Below are 14,811 nucleotides of genomic sequence, written 5' to 3' on the forward strand. Positions count from 1 at the left end.
GGAAATTGGTATGCGACGTTGGGGCATTCGCAAAAAAGTGCTGGTGGTCACTCTGGTGCCCACCCTGATCACTACCTTGATACTAGGGCTGTTTTTTACCTACAGCTGGGTCAACAACATTGAGAACCTACTAAAAGATCGTGGCGAGTCGCTGTCCCGCCAGCTTGCGGCTGGCTCTGAGTATGGTTTGTTTACGGCGAATCGCAGCCTGTTAAGCAGTCTTTCCAATGCCCTACTGGAGGAGCAGGACGTACGCTCAATTACCTTCTTTGACAGCGACCGTCGTCGCTTGCTGCACACCGGCCCAAACAGTTCCGACAATCTCGACAGCAAAGAGCTAGCGAAGGAGCAGGCCAGCCAGATTACCCGCAAGGCCAGCACCCGTTTTGTGAACCCGGTTTTCCTGCAAGACTTGATGATTCAGTCTATGCATGATCCGGACGCCCGGCAGTCTGCATTCAAACAACGAGAGCCGCTTGGGTGGGTAGCCGTAGAAATGTCTCACATCCGCACGGAAAAAGAGACCTACAAGGCCTTATTGATATCACTGCTGTTGGTTCTCGGTGGTGTTCTTTTCAGCCTTCTAATCGCGCTGCGGCTCAGCCGCGCTTTCACCGGCCCGGTGCTTGAACTTAACGAAGCCGTTGCAAAGCTGAAGGAAGGCAAGCTCGACACCCGCATTCATACCAACGCCGGCCCCGAATTCGAGCAGCTTGAATCCGGTCTGAACGCCATGGCGGAAGAACTAAGCAAAGCGCAGGCGGAAATGCAGCAGAACATTGACCAGGCCACGGAAGACCTAAGGGAGACTCTGGAAACCATTGAAATCCAGAACATTGAACTGGATTTCGCTCGCAAGGAAGCGCTGGAAGCCAGCCGCATAAAATCCGAGTTTCTGGCCAATATGTCCCACGAAATCCGGACACCACTCAACGGCATCATCGGTTTCACAGAACTGCTGCTCAAAAGCCCAATACCGCGCCAACAAAGGGATCACTTGAGCACCATACGGAAATCTTCCGAAATCTTGCTCACCATCATCAATGACATTCTGGATTTCTCCAAAATTGAAGCAGGCAAGCTGATTTTGGACCGTGTGCCCTTCCAGCTTCGAGATATTGTGGAAGAGGTAATGGTGATGCTGGCACCTGCTGCCCACGGCAAAAATTTGGACCTAGTACCTCTTGTATACAACGACGTTCCAGACAACATCACTGGTGATCCTTTAAGGGTAAAGCAGGTAATTACAAACCTGGTCAACAACGCCATCAAGTTTACCCAAACCGGAGAGGTGGTTTTGCGTGCCAGTCTGGAAGACGAAGATAAAGAAAGTAACCGAGTTACTCTGCGCCTGAGCATTAGTGATTCTGGCGTTGGCTTATCCAGAGCCCAGCAGCAGTCTTTATTCAATGCCTTCAGCCAGGCGGATGCCTCTACGGCCAGACAGTATGGCGGCACCGGTCTTGGATTGGCGATTTCCAAACGCCTTGTGGAAGAAATGGGAGGCGAGATTGGCTTGGAAAGCGAGCTCGGCAAAGGCTCCACTTTCTGGTTTACCCTAACACCCGAACTGTCCTCTGGTGGCGAGGCGGTTGCCCCTCGGGACGCTCTAAAAGGCGAACGAGCCATATATCTGGAACACCAAAAAACCTGTGGCCTTGCGGTTGAGCATCTATTGCGGGATTGGGGCATGACGGTTGATCGTGTTACATGCCCCAGCGCTATGCAGGAGAAGATTGAAGAGGCCCAGAAAAGCCAGCTGGGCTATGCCGTGGCCATTATCGGAATTACTCGACACTTGCTCAACTCAAGCCAATACTGCGGACTGGTGCGAGCGATTGAAATCGAGCGGGATTGCCGCACACTGCTACTCACTCCAACTTTGGAGATTCACGACACTCCACTTTCAGGGCTTGCCAGCGGCCATCTTACCAAGCCTATATGTCGCGATGCCCTCTATGACGAACTGCTGCTTCTGGTGCACGGCATTAATACGTCCGGACAAGGTATTGCCCATCAGGACCAAACTGCACGCCTACCTGCACCCGTTAATGTACCGCGGGTGCTGGCTGTGGACGACAATGAAGCCAACCTAAAGCTGGTTATGACCCTGCTGCAGGATTATCAGATAGACGCTGATGGAGCTTCAAGCGGGTTTGAGGCCCTGAGCAAGTCTCGACATAAAGCCTTTGATCTGGTGTTTATGGATCTTCAGATGCCGGGAATGGACGGTGTAGAAACAGCCGCGCGCATTCGTGAAATGGATAAAAGCAATAATCATAGAACAGCCATCATTGCCCTCACTGCACACGCGCTGGCTGATGAGCAAGAGCGGCTGGCCCGACAGGGGTTTGACGGCTACATGCCCAAACCCATTAGTAGTGTCCAGTTGGCAGACACCATACACGAGTGGACTGGCTATCAGTGCCGGAGTACCAGCACAGGTCGAATTCAGGTCCCCGAGGTGCGAGATACAAGGCGTACCTTGAGGCCTTCTACCCGACAAATGCAGCGGGATTGCGTTAGCGTGGATGAGGGTATCCAACTGGCTGCGGGTAAAACGGATCTGGCAGAAGAGCTATTCAGCATGCTTCTGGAGCAATTGCCCACAGATCTAGACAATATTGAACGACTCTGGGCCAGCGGCGACTTGGAGAACCTTTTGGAGTGTGTGCACAAACTGCATGGCGCCACACGTTACTGCGGCGTTCCTGAGCTGCGGTCCGCGGCAAATCACTTGGAAACGGCGCTTAAATGCTCAGCGCCGGACATGGAGTTGCAGAAAAACCAGTTAACCTCTGCTATCGAACGCCTGCAAATCTGGAGCGAACAGACCGACTGGCAGCAGATGTTCCGGGGGCACCATCAGCAGGCTGACGCCTGATCAAGAATTGCTTTCATATCCCGAACTGCCTCTTTCAGACCGCTAAACACGGCTCTAGCGATAATTGCATGGCCAATATTTAGCTCATTAATTCCCGGGATCGCTGCGACTCGCTCAGTATTGTGATAATGCAATCCATGACCCGCATTCACAACCAGCCCTTTTTTGCGAGCGTAAGCCACCGCATCGGTTAGGACTTTGAAGGCTTCCTCCTGAGCTTCGGCGCCAACAGCCTCAGCGTATTCGCCGGTATGAAGTTCAATCACGGGGGCGCCGCAGCGTACAGCGGCATCAATCTGCACCGGGTCTGGATCTATAAATAGAGAAACTTCCGCGCCCAGCTTAGCAAGGCGCTCACAAGCATTCGCTACACGTTCTTCTTGGCCATCAACATCAAGGCCGCCTTCGGTTGTAAGCTCTTCGCGCTTTTCGGGCACCAAACACACACACTCAGGCTTAACTTTTTCGGCAAACTCCAGCATGGCATCTGTAACCGCCATTTCCAGATTCATTTTGGTCTGCATCACTTCTTTAAGTAACAGCACATCACGATCTTGAATGTGGCGGCGATCTTCTCTTGGATGGATTGTTATGCCGTCGGCGCCAGCTTCTTCAGCAATCAGTGCAGCCTGAACCGGATCGGGGTAACGCGTTCCCCGGGCCTCGCGTAACGTGGCAACATGATCAATATTGACACCAAGCAATACTCTAGGATTCATGTGGTTCTCCCTTAGGATGAGCGAACAGAGTGATGAGTAAAAAGGCTGCGGCTATTCAACGGGCGGCCCTGCAACAGGTAATCCGTTAGTGCGCGCATAACCCGCTTCGATAACCGGCGGCTAGCGATACTTTCATAATCCCCGCTGGCAAGGGCCAGCAGCGTTTCCCCGGACAGGTTTTGCAAACACACGCCACGAGAAGCGTTAGCAACAATACCTTGTTCTGGGTTATAGCAATAGGTTTGCCCAGAATGGACGGGCTCGCCAGTATCCATCACCAGATCCCATGAAAAACCGTACCCCAGAGCTGCAGCAAATGCCTGCTCAAACTTCCGTAAAACCGGCTCTACATCCGACGCCTGCGCAAGCTGCTCAAGCGCCTCAATGTATGCGGCAAAAAGGGTTGGATGGGGGTCTGCCTGAGGCAAAATTCTTTGCATCAGTTCATTGAGGTACAGGCCACTATAAAGCGAGGCAGTGCGATGCAGTAAGGGGCCTTCACGTACATCAACTTCGGTGAGCGTTTTCAGATCGCCGCGCCCTACCCAGCCCAGCAGCAATGGCTGAAAAGGCTGCAACTGAGCCTTTAACGGGCTCTTGTTACCAACAGCACCACGGGCGATCACGCTCAGGCGGCCGTAATTCAGGGTAAAAAGGTCAACCATGAGGCTGGTTTCCCGCCAGGGTCGGCGGTGAATCACATACGCGGGTTCCTGCTGCTGTGCTTCTCTACTCATAGTGCCTCAAGGTGGCAGAGCGGCCTCAACGTTTAGAGATCGTTCATACCCAGACTCTTCAATGCCCGATCACTGTCAGCCCAACCACGCTTTACCTTCACCCACAACTTCAGCATAACCTTACTGTCGAACATACGCTCCATGTCGGCCCGGGCTTCCTGCCCAATAGTGCGGAGCCTGTCGCCTTTATCGCCAATCATGATTTTCTTCTGGCCTTCACGCTCCACAAGAATCAACGCCGATATATGCAGCGTTTTGCCATCGTGTTTGAACTCTTCGATTTCTACTGCCACCGAGTAGGGTAGCTCAGCGCCAAGTTGTCGCGTGATCTTTTCTCGCACCATTTCCGACGCCATAAAGCGCTCACTGCGATCGGTAATCTGATCGTCGGGATAGAAGTGTACGCTCTCGGGCAGAAAACGACCCACCGCTTCTTCTAGCGGTTCCAGGTTGGTTTCCTTTAAGGCAGAGATGGGGATGATTTCCGCAAATTCCCGCTTTCTGGACAGCATGTCTAGGTGCGGCAGCAGGTTTTCCCGGTTTTCAATCCGGTCCACTTTGTTAACCGCCAGAATAACCGGGCAATCAAGTTTGCTCAGTTTTTCCAGCACCATCTCGTCGGCGGTGGTCCAAGCCAACTGGTCCACTACAAACACCACCACATCCACTCCGGAAAGCGCCGACGTAGCCGCTTTGTTCATATAGCGGTTCAGGGCTCTTGGCTCTTCCACGTGCATCCCGGGTGTATCCACATAGATCGCTTGATCCAAGCCCTCGGTTTTAATTCCCAGCACCTTGTGGCGCGTGGTTTGAGGCTTGCGGGAGGTAATGCTCAGCTTTTGCCCCAAAATATGGTTCAACAAGGTTGATTTGCCGACATTGGGGCGGCCAACTATCGCGACGAAACCACAGCGGCTGTCAGGATTTTCCGGGCGGGTAATATCGTTCATCAGGGTGTCTCCACGCCGAGTTGCTTCAGCGCACTACGGGCTGCTTCCTGTTCCGCAATACGGCGGCTACTGCCAACGCCGCTGGTTTTGCGCTCAAGCGAAGGCAACACACAGGATACGTGAAATGTCTGTTTATGAGCTTCTCCATCCACAGATACCACATCGTATCTGGGCAACGGGAACTGGCGTGACTGTAGATACTCCTGCAATCGGGTCTTTGGATCTTTTTGGGTATCCTGAAGGTCGAGCTGTTTAAGGCGTAGCTCGAACCAACGCAGAACCTGATCCCGGCAAGTGAGGAAATCGCTATCGAGGTAAATAGCACCAATGACAGATTCCACCGCATCTGCAAGAATGGAATCGCGACGAAAGCCGCCGCTTTTCAGCTCGCCGGACCCCAACCGCAAATAGCTTCCCAGGTCGAACTCCCGACCAATCTCGGCTAGAGTTACACCTTTCACCATGCGAGCGCGCAAACGGCTCAATTGGCCTTCCCGGGCTTTATCAAAATTCAGGAACAAGTACTCTGCAATCACCATGTTAACGATAGAGTCGCCAAGAAACTCCAGTCGCTCATTGTTCTGATTGCCATAACTTCGGTGCGTCAGCGCCAGCAAAAGACGCTCGGGCGACTTGAACCGATAACCAATGCGCCGTTGTAACTGATCCAGATCTGGTTGCGAACTCACTTACCCTTCAACTCGTATTTGTGTTGGAAGTGAACAATGACATCCATATTGCGGACAAGGTTATTACGTACTTCATAATCCACGGTGATCAAAACAAGCTCGCCGTCTTTTTCAACCACAATATCTTTGGCCTCAAGGCTGCGAATATTATTCACACTTAGGCTCTTGTTGATCAGGGAACGAATTTGGGCTGGCCCCATCCGCGACAAGCCTTCCGTGCCATCCAAGTTTTCAAGCGCTTCCTGAATAGTAAGGTCGTCCATGTACGCTGGCCCAACCTTGATTGCCAACGAAAGAATACCCCCGAAAAACAGAACCATAATCAGAATAACAAGCGCCGAAGCACCGCCTTGACGCCCCATGGCGGAGAGATTATTTTTCTTCATTACAATTAAACTCCAAAATGGTCAAAATTACTCAATACCGCCCACACGCTTAAAGGATGGCAAACTGGTAAAAGATTCCCAGTGCATCCAGATCGCAAAGGCTTTGCCCACAATCAATTCATCGGGAACCGTGCCCCAATACCGGCTGTCGTTACTGTTATCGCGATTATCGCCCATCACGAAGTATTCACCTTCCGGTATTCGCCATTCCCCTTCACCCGGTGCGCCTGAGCGCCCCATTGTGTGAAAAATATCGTGCTCTACTGTGCCCAAATCTTCCCGGCGCACTTCTACCGGCGGCAGGCGCACGACAAACTCGCTCTCGATTTTTTCACCGTTGATAAACAACTGCTTATCGCGATAGCGCACAGTATCACCGGGCAAGCCAATCACACGCTTGATGTAGTTGGTTTTGCCGTCTTCGGGATAGCGGAACACCATAACATCACCCCGTTCCGGGTCCCCTATGCTCACAACTTTGCTTCCAGCGACGGGCAGGCGTAGGCCATAGGCGTACTTATTAACCAGAATAAAATCACCAACCTCCAGTGTTGGCAGCATAGAACCCGAAGGAATCTGGAAGGGCTCCACCAGAAATGACCTGAGTATAAGCACAATCGCCAGTACCGGGAAAAACGAGCGGCTGAGATCAACCAAATACGGCTCTTTGGGTAGGTCTTCCTCGGCAGTGCTGTCAGAAGACACTGCAAGGCGGCGCTTACGCAAAAACAATATGTCTGCCAGCCAGATTAGCCCCGATGCAAATGTCAGGACGACCAGTACCAGTGGAAAATCAATATCCATCAAAGTCCCTTCTAATTATCGACTTTCAGTACGGCAAGGAAGGCTTCCTGAGGCACCTCAACATTGCCAACCTGTTTCATGCGCTTTTTGCCTTCTTTCTGCTTTTGGAGCAGCTTTTTCTTTCGGCTAACATCACCGCCGTAACATTTTGCCGTTACGTTTTTCCGCAGTGCTTTAACACTGACTCTGGACACTACCTGATTGCCGATGGCGGCCTGAATAGCAATATCGAACATCTGCCGAGGAATCAGCTCTTTCATTTTTTCAATGAGCTGACGCCCCTTATAGTGGGACTGGTCTTTATGAACAATCAGCGCCAATGCATCCACACGCTCACCGTTGATTAGCACATCAAGACGCACCAGATTCGCCTGCTGAAAGCGGACGAAATGGTAGTCCAACGAAGCAAAACCACGGCTGGCGGACTTAACGCGGTCAAAGAAATCCAGCACAACTTCGGCCATGGGCAACTCATAAGTCAGCTGCACCTGATTGGTGGTAAAGTGCATGTTTTTCTGAACGCCACGCTTCTCTTCACATAGAGCAATAACGTTACCCAAGTGCTCTTGAGGTACCAGAATATTCGCTTCAACGATGGGCTCGCGCATTTCCTCGATGGAGCCAATATCCGGCAACTTTGACGGGCTGTCCACCGACAATGTCTCGCCCTGCTTCGTCAACACCTCGTAGATAACCGTAGGCGCCGTCGTAATCAGGTTAATATCGTATTCGCGCTCCAGACGCTCCTGAATAATTTCCATGTGCAACATGCCAAGGAAACCACACCGGAAGCCGAAACCAAGGGCATCGGAACTCTCAGGCTCGTAAAATAGAGAGGCGTCGTTCAGGGTTAGCTTTTCGAGCGCATCTCGGAAATCGTTGTAGTCGTCCGCACTCACCGGGAACAGGCCGGCATATACCTGCGGCTGAACCTTCTTGAATCCGGGCAGCATGGGGGTTTCTTCGGCAAACTTGTGGTGCACTATGGTATCGCCCACAGGCGCGCCGTGAATATCTTTGATACCGGCAACCACAAAGCCAACATCGCCCGCTTCCAGAATGTTGGTATCGTAGGGTTTGGGCTTAAAAATCCCTACTTTATCGGCATTCCATGCCCTGCCAGTCGACTTGAGAACAATCTTGTCGCCTTTCTTCATAACGCCCTGAGTCACCCGGACGAGAGAAACTACGCCCAGATAGTTATCGAACCAGGAATCGATGATCAAAGCTTGCAAGGGCGCCGAACGATCGCCCTGAGGTGGTGGGATCTTCTTAATGAGGTCTTCCAGAACATCTTCAACGCCCATACCACTCTTGGCAGAACAACGAACCGCATCCGTGGCATCAATCCCAATGATGTCTTCAATTTCAGCCGCAACCCGCTCCGGTTCCGCCTGCGGCAGGTCCATTTTGTTCAAAACAGGTACAACTTCCAGCCCCTGTTCAATGGCTGTATAGCAGTTGGCAACAGACTGTGCCTCGACGCCCTGACCGGCGTCTACCACTAATAGCGCGCCCTCACAGGCGTAGAGGGAGCGTGACACTTCGTAAGAAAAATCAACGTGCCCCGGAGTATCTATAAGGTTCAGCTTGTAGACTTCGCCATCCCGTGCCGTGTAGCTCAGCGTGACGCTTTGGGCTTTGATGGTAATGCCTCGCTCCCGCTCAAGGTCCATGGAATCCAAAACCTGCTCGGCCATTTCCCTTTTGGTTAGGCCGCCGCATATTTGGATAAAGCGGTCAGCAAGGGTGGATTTGCCATGGTCAATGTGGGCGATAATGGAGAAGTTACGGATTCGGCTCAGTTCAGTCACAGACAATGAATACTCATAATAAAGACGAAGGATTGAGCCCGGAGAGGCCAATACCTGAATCCGGGACCGGCGTGATTTTACCGGTTACCGACCGCCATTGCCATGATCAGGAAATAAGCGGCCGTTCATATTGTCGAATCAGGAAACCAATCAGGGCATCTTCTTCCAGCGGATAACTGAACAAGTTACCCTGGCACTGTGTGCATCCGGCGGATTTCAGGAAGCTCAATTGCTGCGGCGTCTCTACGCCTTCCGCCACAACAGTAAGATGGAGCTGTTGCGCGAGCGCAATCACAGCAGACGCCACATCGGTTGCACTAACATTGTACGGAATATCACGAATAAAACGGTGATCAATCTTTATGACATCAAGAGGTAACTGCTGCAGCGCCACCAAGGAGCAGGAACCAGCCCCGAAATCGTCCAGAATAAGACAAATACCAAGATCGTTGAGTGATAAAAGCAACTCGCGCACCATTCTTGGGTCTTCGTTCAGCAGTTCAACCGGCATTTCCAGTTCTAGCTTTTCCGGGGAAACACCGGTCTCGGTAATTACCTGCCGAACCATATCAAGGAAGTGGGAATCGGTTACTTGCGTGACGGATAGGTTAACCGCCATTTTCAGGGATTCAAAACCGGCCCTTTCCAACGCCTGAACCTGAATACAAGCCTGGCGCAAGGCTACTTCACCCAAACGTACAATCAGTCCGGTTTCTTCAGCCAAACCGATAAACTGCTGGGCCGACACCAGCCCTTTCTCCGGGTGGTGCCAGCGCAAGAAAGCTTCAACACCAATAACCCGCTCACTAGCCAAATCAATCTTGGGCTGGTAGTGCAAGACAAAGCGCTCCTCCTCCAGCGCACTGGCCAACTCCTCCTGTTGCAACAAACGGCGTGCAGCTTTGATGTTCATGGCGGGCGTAAAGAACTGGTAGGTGTTCCGGCCCATCTCTTTCGCGCGGTACATAGCGAGGTCCGCAAACTTCATCAGGGTTCCCGGGTCTTCGCTATCATGGGGAATCATGGTGATGCCGATGCTGACCGTAATACCCACTTCATGGTCGTTCAAACGCACCCGCTGGCACAATCGGCGCAATATGATGTCTGCAACTTTACCCGCAGCTTCTGTTCCACTGATTTGTGACAACAGTACAACAAACTCATCACCGCCAAGGCGAGCTACCGAATCTTCTTCACGAACACAGCCCTCAAGCCATTTAGCAACTTGCTGCAAGAGCTCGTCACCCGCATCATGACCAAGGGTATCGTTAATGCGTTTAAAACCATCAAGGTCCAGAAACATCAAGGCAGCAGGTTCGCCACTCCTTCGGCTTCGGCGCACCACATTGTTTAAGCGATCCCGGAACAACTGGCGGTTAGCCAATCCGGTAAGCGGGTCGTAAAACGCCAGTCTGTGCAGCTCAGACTGAGCCGCTTTAAGCTGGGTCAAATCACGCAAGCTAAGCACAACGCCCTCAACCCCAGGCACTGCAAGCATGTCGGTATAGGTGCCCTCCATGTTGCGCCAGTTGTCTTGTGCGTCGCAAATACGCGCCAGAATAACCGGCATTTGCTTACCCGGCGACTGCACCGCTTCGTCCATAACCAGAGTGACGTTGGCGGCACCTTCCGTGATAGCGCGATAGCGCCCTTCGCTGATTTGCGCCATGAGGCGGGAGCGGATTAGCACCAGAGCGATGACAAACAGCAGTAGGCTTATGACCGCACCACTTCCAAGCACAATGAGCGGGCGCGGATCTGACGCCAGATAATCAAAAGCCGGGGTGGAACGAGTTTGTAGCAGCCAGTCTCGCCCACCGTGGCTGACGGTTTGGCTCATTTCAAAGCTGAATTCATTATCGAGCGACCCCAGATTAGAACCGTACATAAGGTTTTCGCGGGCGCTCACGCCGTTGTCATAGATGCGAACATCAAGAAACGGTGAAATTAAGCCAATGATGCCATCAAGAAGGTTGTTCATGCGGAAGGCGCTGAACACAAAGCCAGCCAACATCATGCGGCGTTCAGCCCGGATTTCGGGAACGTCTCCACCTTGGTAAACCGGGTAATACATAAGGAAGCTGGCCTGGTCTTCCGCCAGCTCTTCTTGCACCAGAACCACCTTGGCCGTTACCGTCGGAATGGCGTTATCCCGTGACTTTTCCATGGCCTTACGGTGCACCGGATCGCTGAAAGCATCATAGCCAAGTGCTCGCAAGTTTCTCTCGGTACCCGGCTCCAGATACACCATAGGATAGTAGAAGGGTCCAGTGCCAAGCGGCTTTACCAAATATTTGTGCACACCTTCTTCTCGCACCAGCGCGATATGCTCTGCCATGTCACGCACTTCAATGCGCTCGACAAAACCTATGCCCTGAATGCCCGGGTAATACCGGTCTATATCTACTTTTTGTACATACTCCCGCCACTGTTCGCGGGAAACTTTCCCGGCAACTGCAAAGAGACCAGCACTGCCAGCTAGAACCTGCTCGTAATTGAGCAAACGCTCCTCGATGGCTGTTTTGAGTTGCAACGACTGGGTTCGGAATCTGGCTTCGGTGCGATCTTCCACCAGACGTATGGAAAATTGCCAGGACGCAGCGGTTAGGGCGACTGCCACGACAAGAAGTAGCCAGGCAAGCCAGGAACTGCGGAGTTTAAGAAGCTGCAGGAGGGGGAGATCCTTTCTATTCATAATGCTTTAACCTGATCCGTTCCGTGGCAGCTCTAGTTTTGGCGCGGGACATTATAACAAAAGCCTCCAGACCTGTCGTTTTTAACATCAGGCCTGAAGGCTTTTTTATTATTGCCAGTGGCTTATCGGGTAACGCTGTTAGGGCTTCATTACCAGATAAATTGCCCGCCCCTGACGCACTACGCGAACGGAGACCGCCCGTCCTTCCGGCAAGCTTCTGACAACTTTGCGGAAGTCCTCGACTGAGGATACGGCCTTCCTGTTAATTTCGGTGATAACGTCCCTCGAACGAATGCCCGCATTGTAAGCTGGCCCCCTGCCAACGCCGGTCACTACAACACCGCCGGATACTCCGATGGAATCGGCCAAATCCGGGGCCAATGGCTCAACGGTAAGCCCGAGAGGCGCTGTAGACGAGTTATCACTTGTGGGTGCCGCTTGTTGCGACCCGCGCTCATCCGGCAGCTGGCCGATTTCCACATCCAGCGCAATCTCTTTTCCACTGCGAAGAACGGTCAAGCGAGCGGACTCCCCTACTGGCGTGCGGCCAACCATTGGTGGAAGATCTGACGACAAATGAATGTCTTCACCATCGTACTCAAGAACAATGTCTCCAGACTGCAATCCGCCTGCCTGAGCTGGCGAGCCGTCCATCACTTCTGCGATCAACGCACCCCTTGGGCGCTTGAGGCCAAACGACTCAGCCAAATCCCGATTCACCTCTTGAATCAGCACACCCAACCAACCTCGGGAAACTGAACCTTTATCACGAATCTGGCGAAATACGCTCATGGCGTCATCTATAGGAATGGCAAACGAGACACCCATGAAGCCGCCAGAGCGGGTATAGATCTGTGAGTTAATACCAACAACTTCACCGTCCAGATTAAACAGCGGACCACCGGAGTTTCCAGGGTTGATCGCTACGTCTGTCTGGATGAAGGGCACATAGTTTTCCGATGGAAGTGATCGCCCCAACGCACTGACGATGCCTGCTGTAACGGTATAATCAAAACCAAACGGCGACCCTATGGCGAACACCCACTCACCCACTTTGAGGTTTTTGGAGCGCCCTGTTTTAACAACAGGCAAATCGTCGCCGTTTTCTAGTTTCAGCACAGCCATGTCCGAGCGAGGATCTGTACCGACCAGAGTGGCAGGCAACTCACGTCGATCGTTGAGCCGAACGATAATCTCGTCCGCACCTTCAACCACATGATTATTCGTCAGTACGTAACCATCAGCCGACACAATGAACCCCGAACCCATAGAACGACGGGGCTGGGAGCTACCCGGCGCTCCGCCAAAAGGCGATTGAGGCCCACGAAAGAATTCTTGAAAAAACTCCGGCAGCTGGTCGAGCTGTCGCTCATCAAAAGGCAAACCGTGGAAACGTGTATTCCCGGTTGATGCTGCACTGGTGGTGCTTATATTGACTACTGCGTCTGCATTTTCTTCAACCAGTCCGGTGAAGTCTGGCAGGCCCCGCGCCAAACTTGCCTGACTCCAAGCCAAAAGAAAAATCGCAAGCAGCATCATCAGCACAGAAGCCGGCACCCTCTGAGTGAGTGATGCCGGGGAAAACCGGGTAATGGCTGGTGCTAGTCTCAGCATATCAGGATCCCCTGTTAGTCATGTTAGCGAGTCTGAATGAGAAACCACTCCGGCCGGGATACGGTTAACCCGAAGCAGTCTGGGTTCATAGCTGCCGGCATTCCGGCGCTGTAATTTTCGGCTGATTAAAAAGCCTGATGCAAGCCCGGCAGCAGCGCCGGCCATAGCAAAAGCATCGCTGCCACCAGAAAGTTGGTGACCAACCATGCTGGCCACCACCATGAGCAGCAACGGGAGCGCATACACTAGTAGCGACGCACCGAGGAGTGCGCTTTCATCAATACCAAGAGTTACGTCTTCACCCACGCAGGCGTTTACAGAATTAACAACCCGAACCTGATTGGCGCGCCCGCCGGTGGCTGACGCCAAAACTTTCTGCCCGCATCCATTGCGTGCCGAACAGCTCTGGCAAGCACTGGTACGGATGGTCTGGACCCAAGCATGCTCACCTGTAACAGCAACGACTCTTCCGGTTTCGGTGATCACGGCTCTCTGGCACCCAGTACAAAAGCTTCATCAATTCGCACAGATTCGGCCACCTGACGCGCTGACGCAGGTGGCAACTCGCCCACCACGGTTACCAGAAACACCCTATCGCCGCTCTCAAGCTGTCGCATGTAAATGGTTGTAGCCCCTACCCGCGAAGCTCCGGTGGGCATAGTAACTTTACCGGCTGGTTCGACAAATACAGAAAATGCCGCCAGCCCATCCGAAAATGCAACCGCCCGTCCTTTTCCGGATCTCGGTGCGGCAGCAGGCTCAAACCCTTCCGGGCGCCAACCTAGATGCCACCCGAGCATACGCGGCGTTTTCGAATACTCTTCCTCTGTGTTTTTACCACCCAAAGTACGGGAAATCTCGCGGCCCTTAGTGCGAATCTGTAACTCACTGTCTAGAATGTCGTCCGTAATTTCCAAACTGGTGAACTGGAAGTGCTCCAGCACCTCACCACCTGCTGTACGCACATGGCTTTTTACCAAAAGCCCGGTAGATTTTTCCAGCCATAGGTTGTGACTGTATCTATGCCGATCTTTGGCGGTTAGCCCGATTGTAACCACGTCATAGCCTGAAATTCGGTCTTCACCCTTTAATTCCGCACTGTACCAACGACTAACCGGAACCAGCTTGCTGGTGAAAGCTTCCGCAAATGGCCCCGATGGAATAATCTGCTCTAGATGCACCTTGCCCTGCTCAGGGAGCACACAGACTACATTCATATCCCGGCGCACAATCTCACCACTGCCGCCATCCTGCAGTACCAAACGCTCCTCAACAATGCCATTGTGATAGCGATGCGCAATCTGCATAGAGTGAACGCTGGCCCCGCGGGCATATACGAACACACCTCGGTAAGATGTCATATTGAGGGCTGGCCCCAACTGTTCAAGCCAGTCGGCTGCTGTTTTCTCAACAGCAGCTGCATGTGCTGGCAGAAACATCGCCAACAAAAGCGCCAGAAACCCGCGTAATGTCAATCCGGTAGGGCTCAGGCCCAAATAACGAGCTTTGCTCATGGACA

General features: G+C 52.6%; 12 protein-coding genes. 1 reads left to right on the top strand and 11 read right to left on the bottom strand.

The window, feature by feature from the left end:
• Window positions 1–10: 10 nt before the first annotated feature.
• Window positions 11–2,884, top strand: a complete 2,874-nt coding sequence (locus KO508_RS17685) for an ATP-binding protein (protein WP_216009584.1) — start codon at window positions 11–13, stop codon at window positions 2,882–2,884.
• On the opposite strand, the gene pdxJ is transcribed toward KO508_RS17685, so the two are convergent.
• From pdxJ to KO508_RS17740, 11 genes are all read right to left on the bottom strand, one after another.
• On the bottom strand, window positions 2,866–3,603 hold the full coding sequence (gene pdxJ / locus KO508_RS17690) for a pyridoxine 5'-phosphate synthase (RefSeq protein WP_216009585.1): 738 nt from the start codon (window positions 3,601–3,603) through the stop codon (window positions 2,866–2,868). The genes KO508_RS17685 and pdxJ overlap by 19 nt on opposite strands.
• Before the next feature lie 11 nt (window positions 3,604–3,614).
• Complete coding sequence (gene recO, locus KO508_RS17695; RefSeq protein ID WP_216009586.1) at window positions 3,615–4,340, bottom strand: DNA repair protein RecO; 726 nt, start codon at window positions 4,338–4,340, stop codon at window positions 3,615–3,617.
• A gap of 32 nt (window positions 4,341–4,372) precedes the next feature.
• Window positions 4,373–5,290 carry a GTPase Era gene (gene era, locus KO508_RS17700; RefSeq protein WP_216009587.1) on the bottom strand — a complete coding sequence of 306 codons (918 nt, stop codon included), beginning with the start codon at window positions 5,288–5,290 and terminating at the stop codon, window positions 4,373–4,375.
• Window positions 5,290–5,979, bottom strand: coding sequence for a ribonuclease III (gene rnc / locus KO508_RS17705; RefSeq protein ID WP_216009588.1), 690 nt, complete (start codon window positions 5,977–5,979; stop codon window positions 5,290–5,292). The genes era and rnc overlap by 1 nt, the downstream gene beginning before the upstream one ends.
• Window positions 5,976–6,365 carry a DUF4845 domain-containing protein gene (locus tag KO508_RS17710; protein ID WP_216009589.1) on the bottom strand — a complete coding sequence of 130 codons (390 nt, stop codon included), beginning with the start codon at window positions 6,363–6,365 and terminating at the stop codon, window positions 5,976–5,978. The genes rnc and KO508_RS17710 overlap by 4 nt, the downstream gene beginning before the upstream one ends.
• A gap of 27 nt (window positions 6,366–6,392) precedes the next feature.
• Entirely contained in the window at window positions 6,393–7,169 is a 777-nt protein-coding gene (lepB, locus tag KO508_RS17715) for a signal peptidase I (protein WP_216009590.1), read from the bottom strand.
• Between the two features lie 11 nt (window positions 7,170–7,180).
• Window positions 7,181–8,983, bottom strand: a complete 1,803-nt coding sequence (gene lepA / locus KO508_RS17720) for a translation elongation factor 4 (protein WP_216009591.1) — start codon at window positions 8,981–8,983, stop codon at window positions 7,181–7,183.
• Window positions 8,984–9,089: 106 nt separating this feature from the next.
• Window positions 9,090–11,678 (bottom strand): bifunctional diguanylate cyclase/phosphodiesterase, encoded by a 2,589-nt coding sequence (locus tag KO508_RS17725; RefSeq protein WP_252738179.1) that lies wholly within the window; start codon window positions 11,676–11,678, stop codon window positions 9,090–9,092.
• Window positions 11,679–11,816: 138 nt separating this feature from the next.
• A complete protein-coding gene (locus tag KO508_RS17730) occupies window positions 11,817–13,217 on the bottom strand; it encodes a DegQ family serine endoprotease (protein ID WP_216009811.1) in 1,401 nt (466 codons plus the stop codon).
• 93 nt (window positions 13,218–13,310) lie between these two features.
• A complete protein-coding gene (locus KO508_RS17735; RefSeq protein WP_216009592.1) occupies window positions 13,311–13,778 on the bottom strand; it encodes a SoxR reducing system RseC family protein in 468 nt (155 codons plus the stop codon).
• Entirely contained in the window at window positions 13,775–14,806 is a 1,032-nt protein-coding gene (locus tag KO508_RS17740) for a MucB/RseB C-terminal domain-containing protein (protein ID WP_216009593.1), read from the bottom strand. The genes KO508_RS17735 and KO508_RS17740 overlap by 4 nt, the downstream gene beginning before the upstream one ends.
• Window positions 14,807–14,811: the final 5 nt, after the last annotated feature.

The sequence above is a fragment of the Marinobacter salexigens genome, assembly GCF_018860765.1.
GTDB lineage: Bacteria > Pseudomonadota > Gammaproteobacteria > Pseudomonadales > Oleiphilaceae > Marinobacter > Marinobacter salexigens_A.

Bases quoted from the DNA above. Each gene is read 5' to 3' on its own strand.
- KO508_RS17685 (WP_216009584.1), top strand. From the start codon at position 11: ATGCGACGTTGGGGCATTCGCAAAAAAGTGCTGGTGGTCACTCTGGTG.
- pdxJ (WP_216009585.1), bottom strand. From the start codon at position 3,603: ATGAATCCTAGAGTATTGCTTGGTGTCAATATTGATCATGTTGCCACG.
- recO (WP_216009586.1), bottom strand. From the start codon at position 4,340: ATGAGTAGAGAAGCACAGCAGCAGGAACCCGCGTATGTGATTCACCGC.
- era (WP_216009587.1), bottom strand. From the start codon at position 5,290: ATGAACGATATTACCCGCCCGGAAAATCCTGACAGCCGCTGTGGTTTC.
- KO508_RS17710 (WP_216009589.1), bottom strand. From the start codon at position 6,365: ATGAAGAAAAATAATCTCTCCGCCATGGGGCGTCAAGGCGGTGCTTCG.
- lepB (WP_216009590.1), bottom strand. From the start codon at position 7,169: ATGGATATTGATTTTCCACTGGTACTGGTCGTCCTGACATTTGCATCG.
- KO508_RS17725 (WP_252738179.1), bottom strand. From the start codon at position 11,678: ATGAATAGAAAGGATCTCCCCCTCCTGCAGCTTCTTAAACTCCGCAGT.
- KO508_RS17730 (WP_216009811.1), bottom strand. From the start codon at position 13,217: ATGATGCTGCTTGCGATTTTTCTTTTGGCTTGGAGTCAGGCAAGTTTG.
- KO508_RS17740 (WP_216009593.1), bottom strand. From the start codon at position 14,806: ATGAGCAAAGCTCGTTATTTGGGCCTGAGCCCTACCGGATTGACATTA.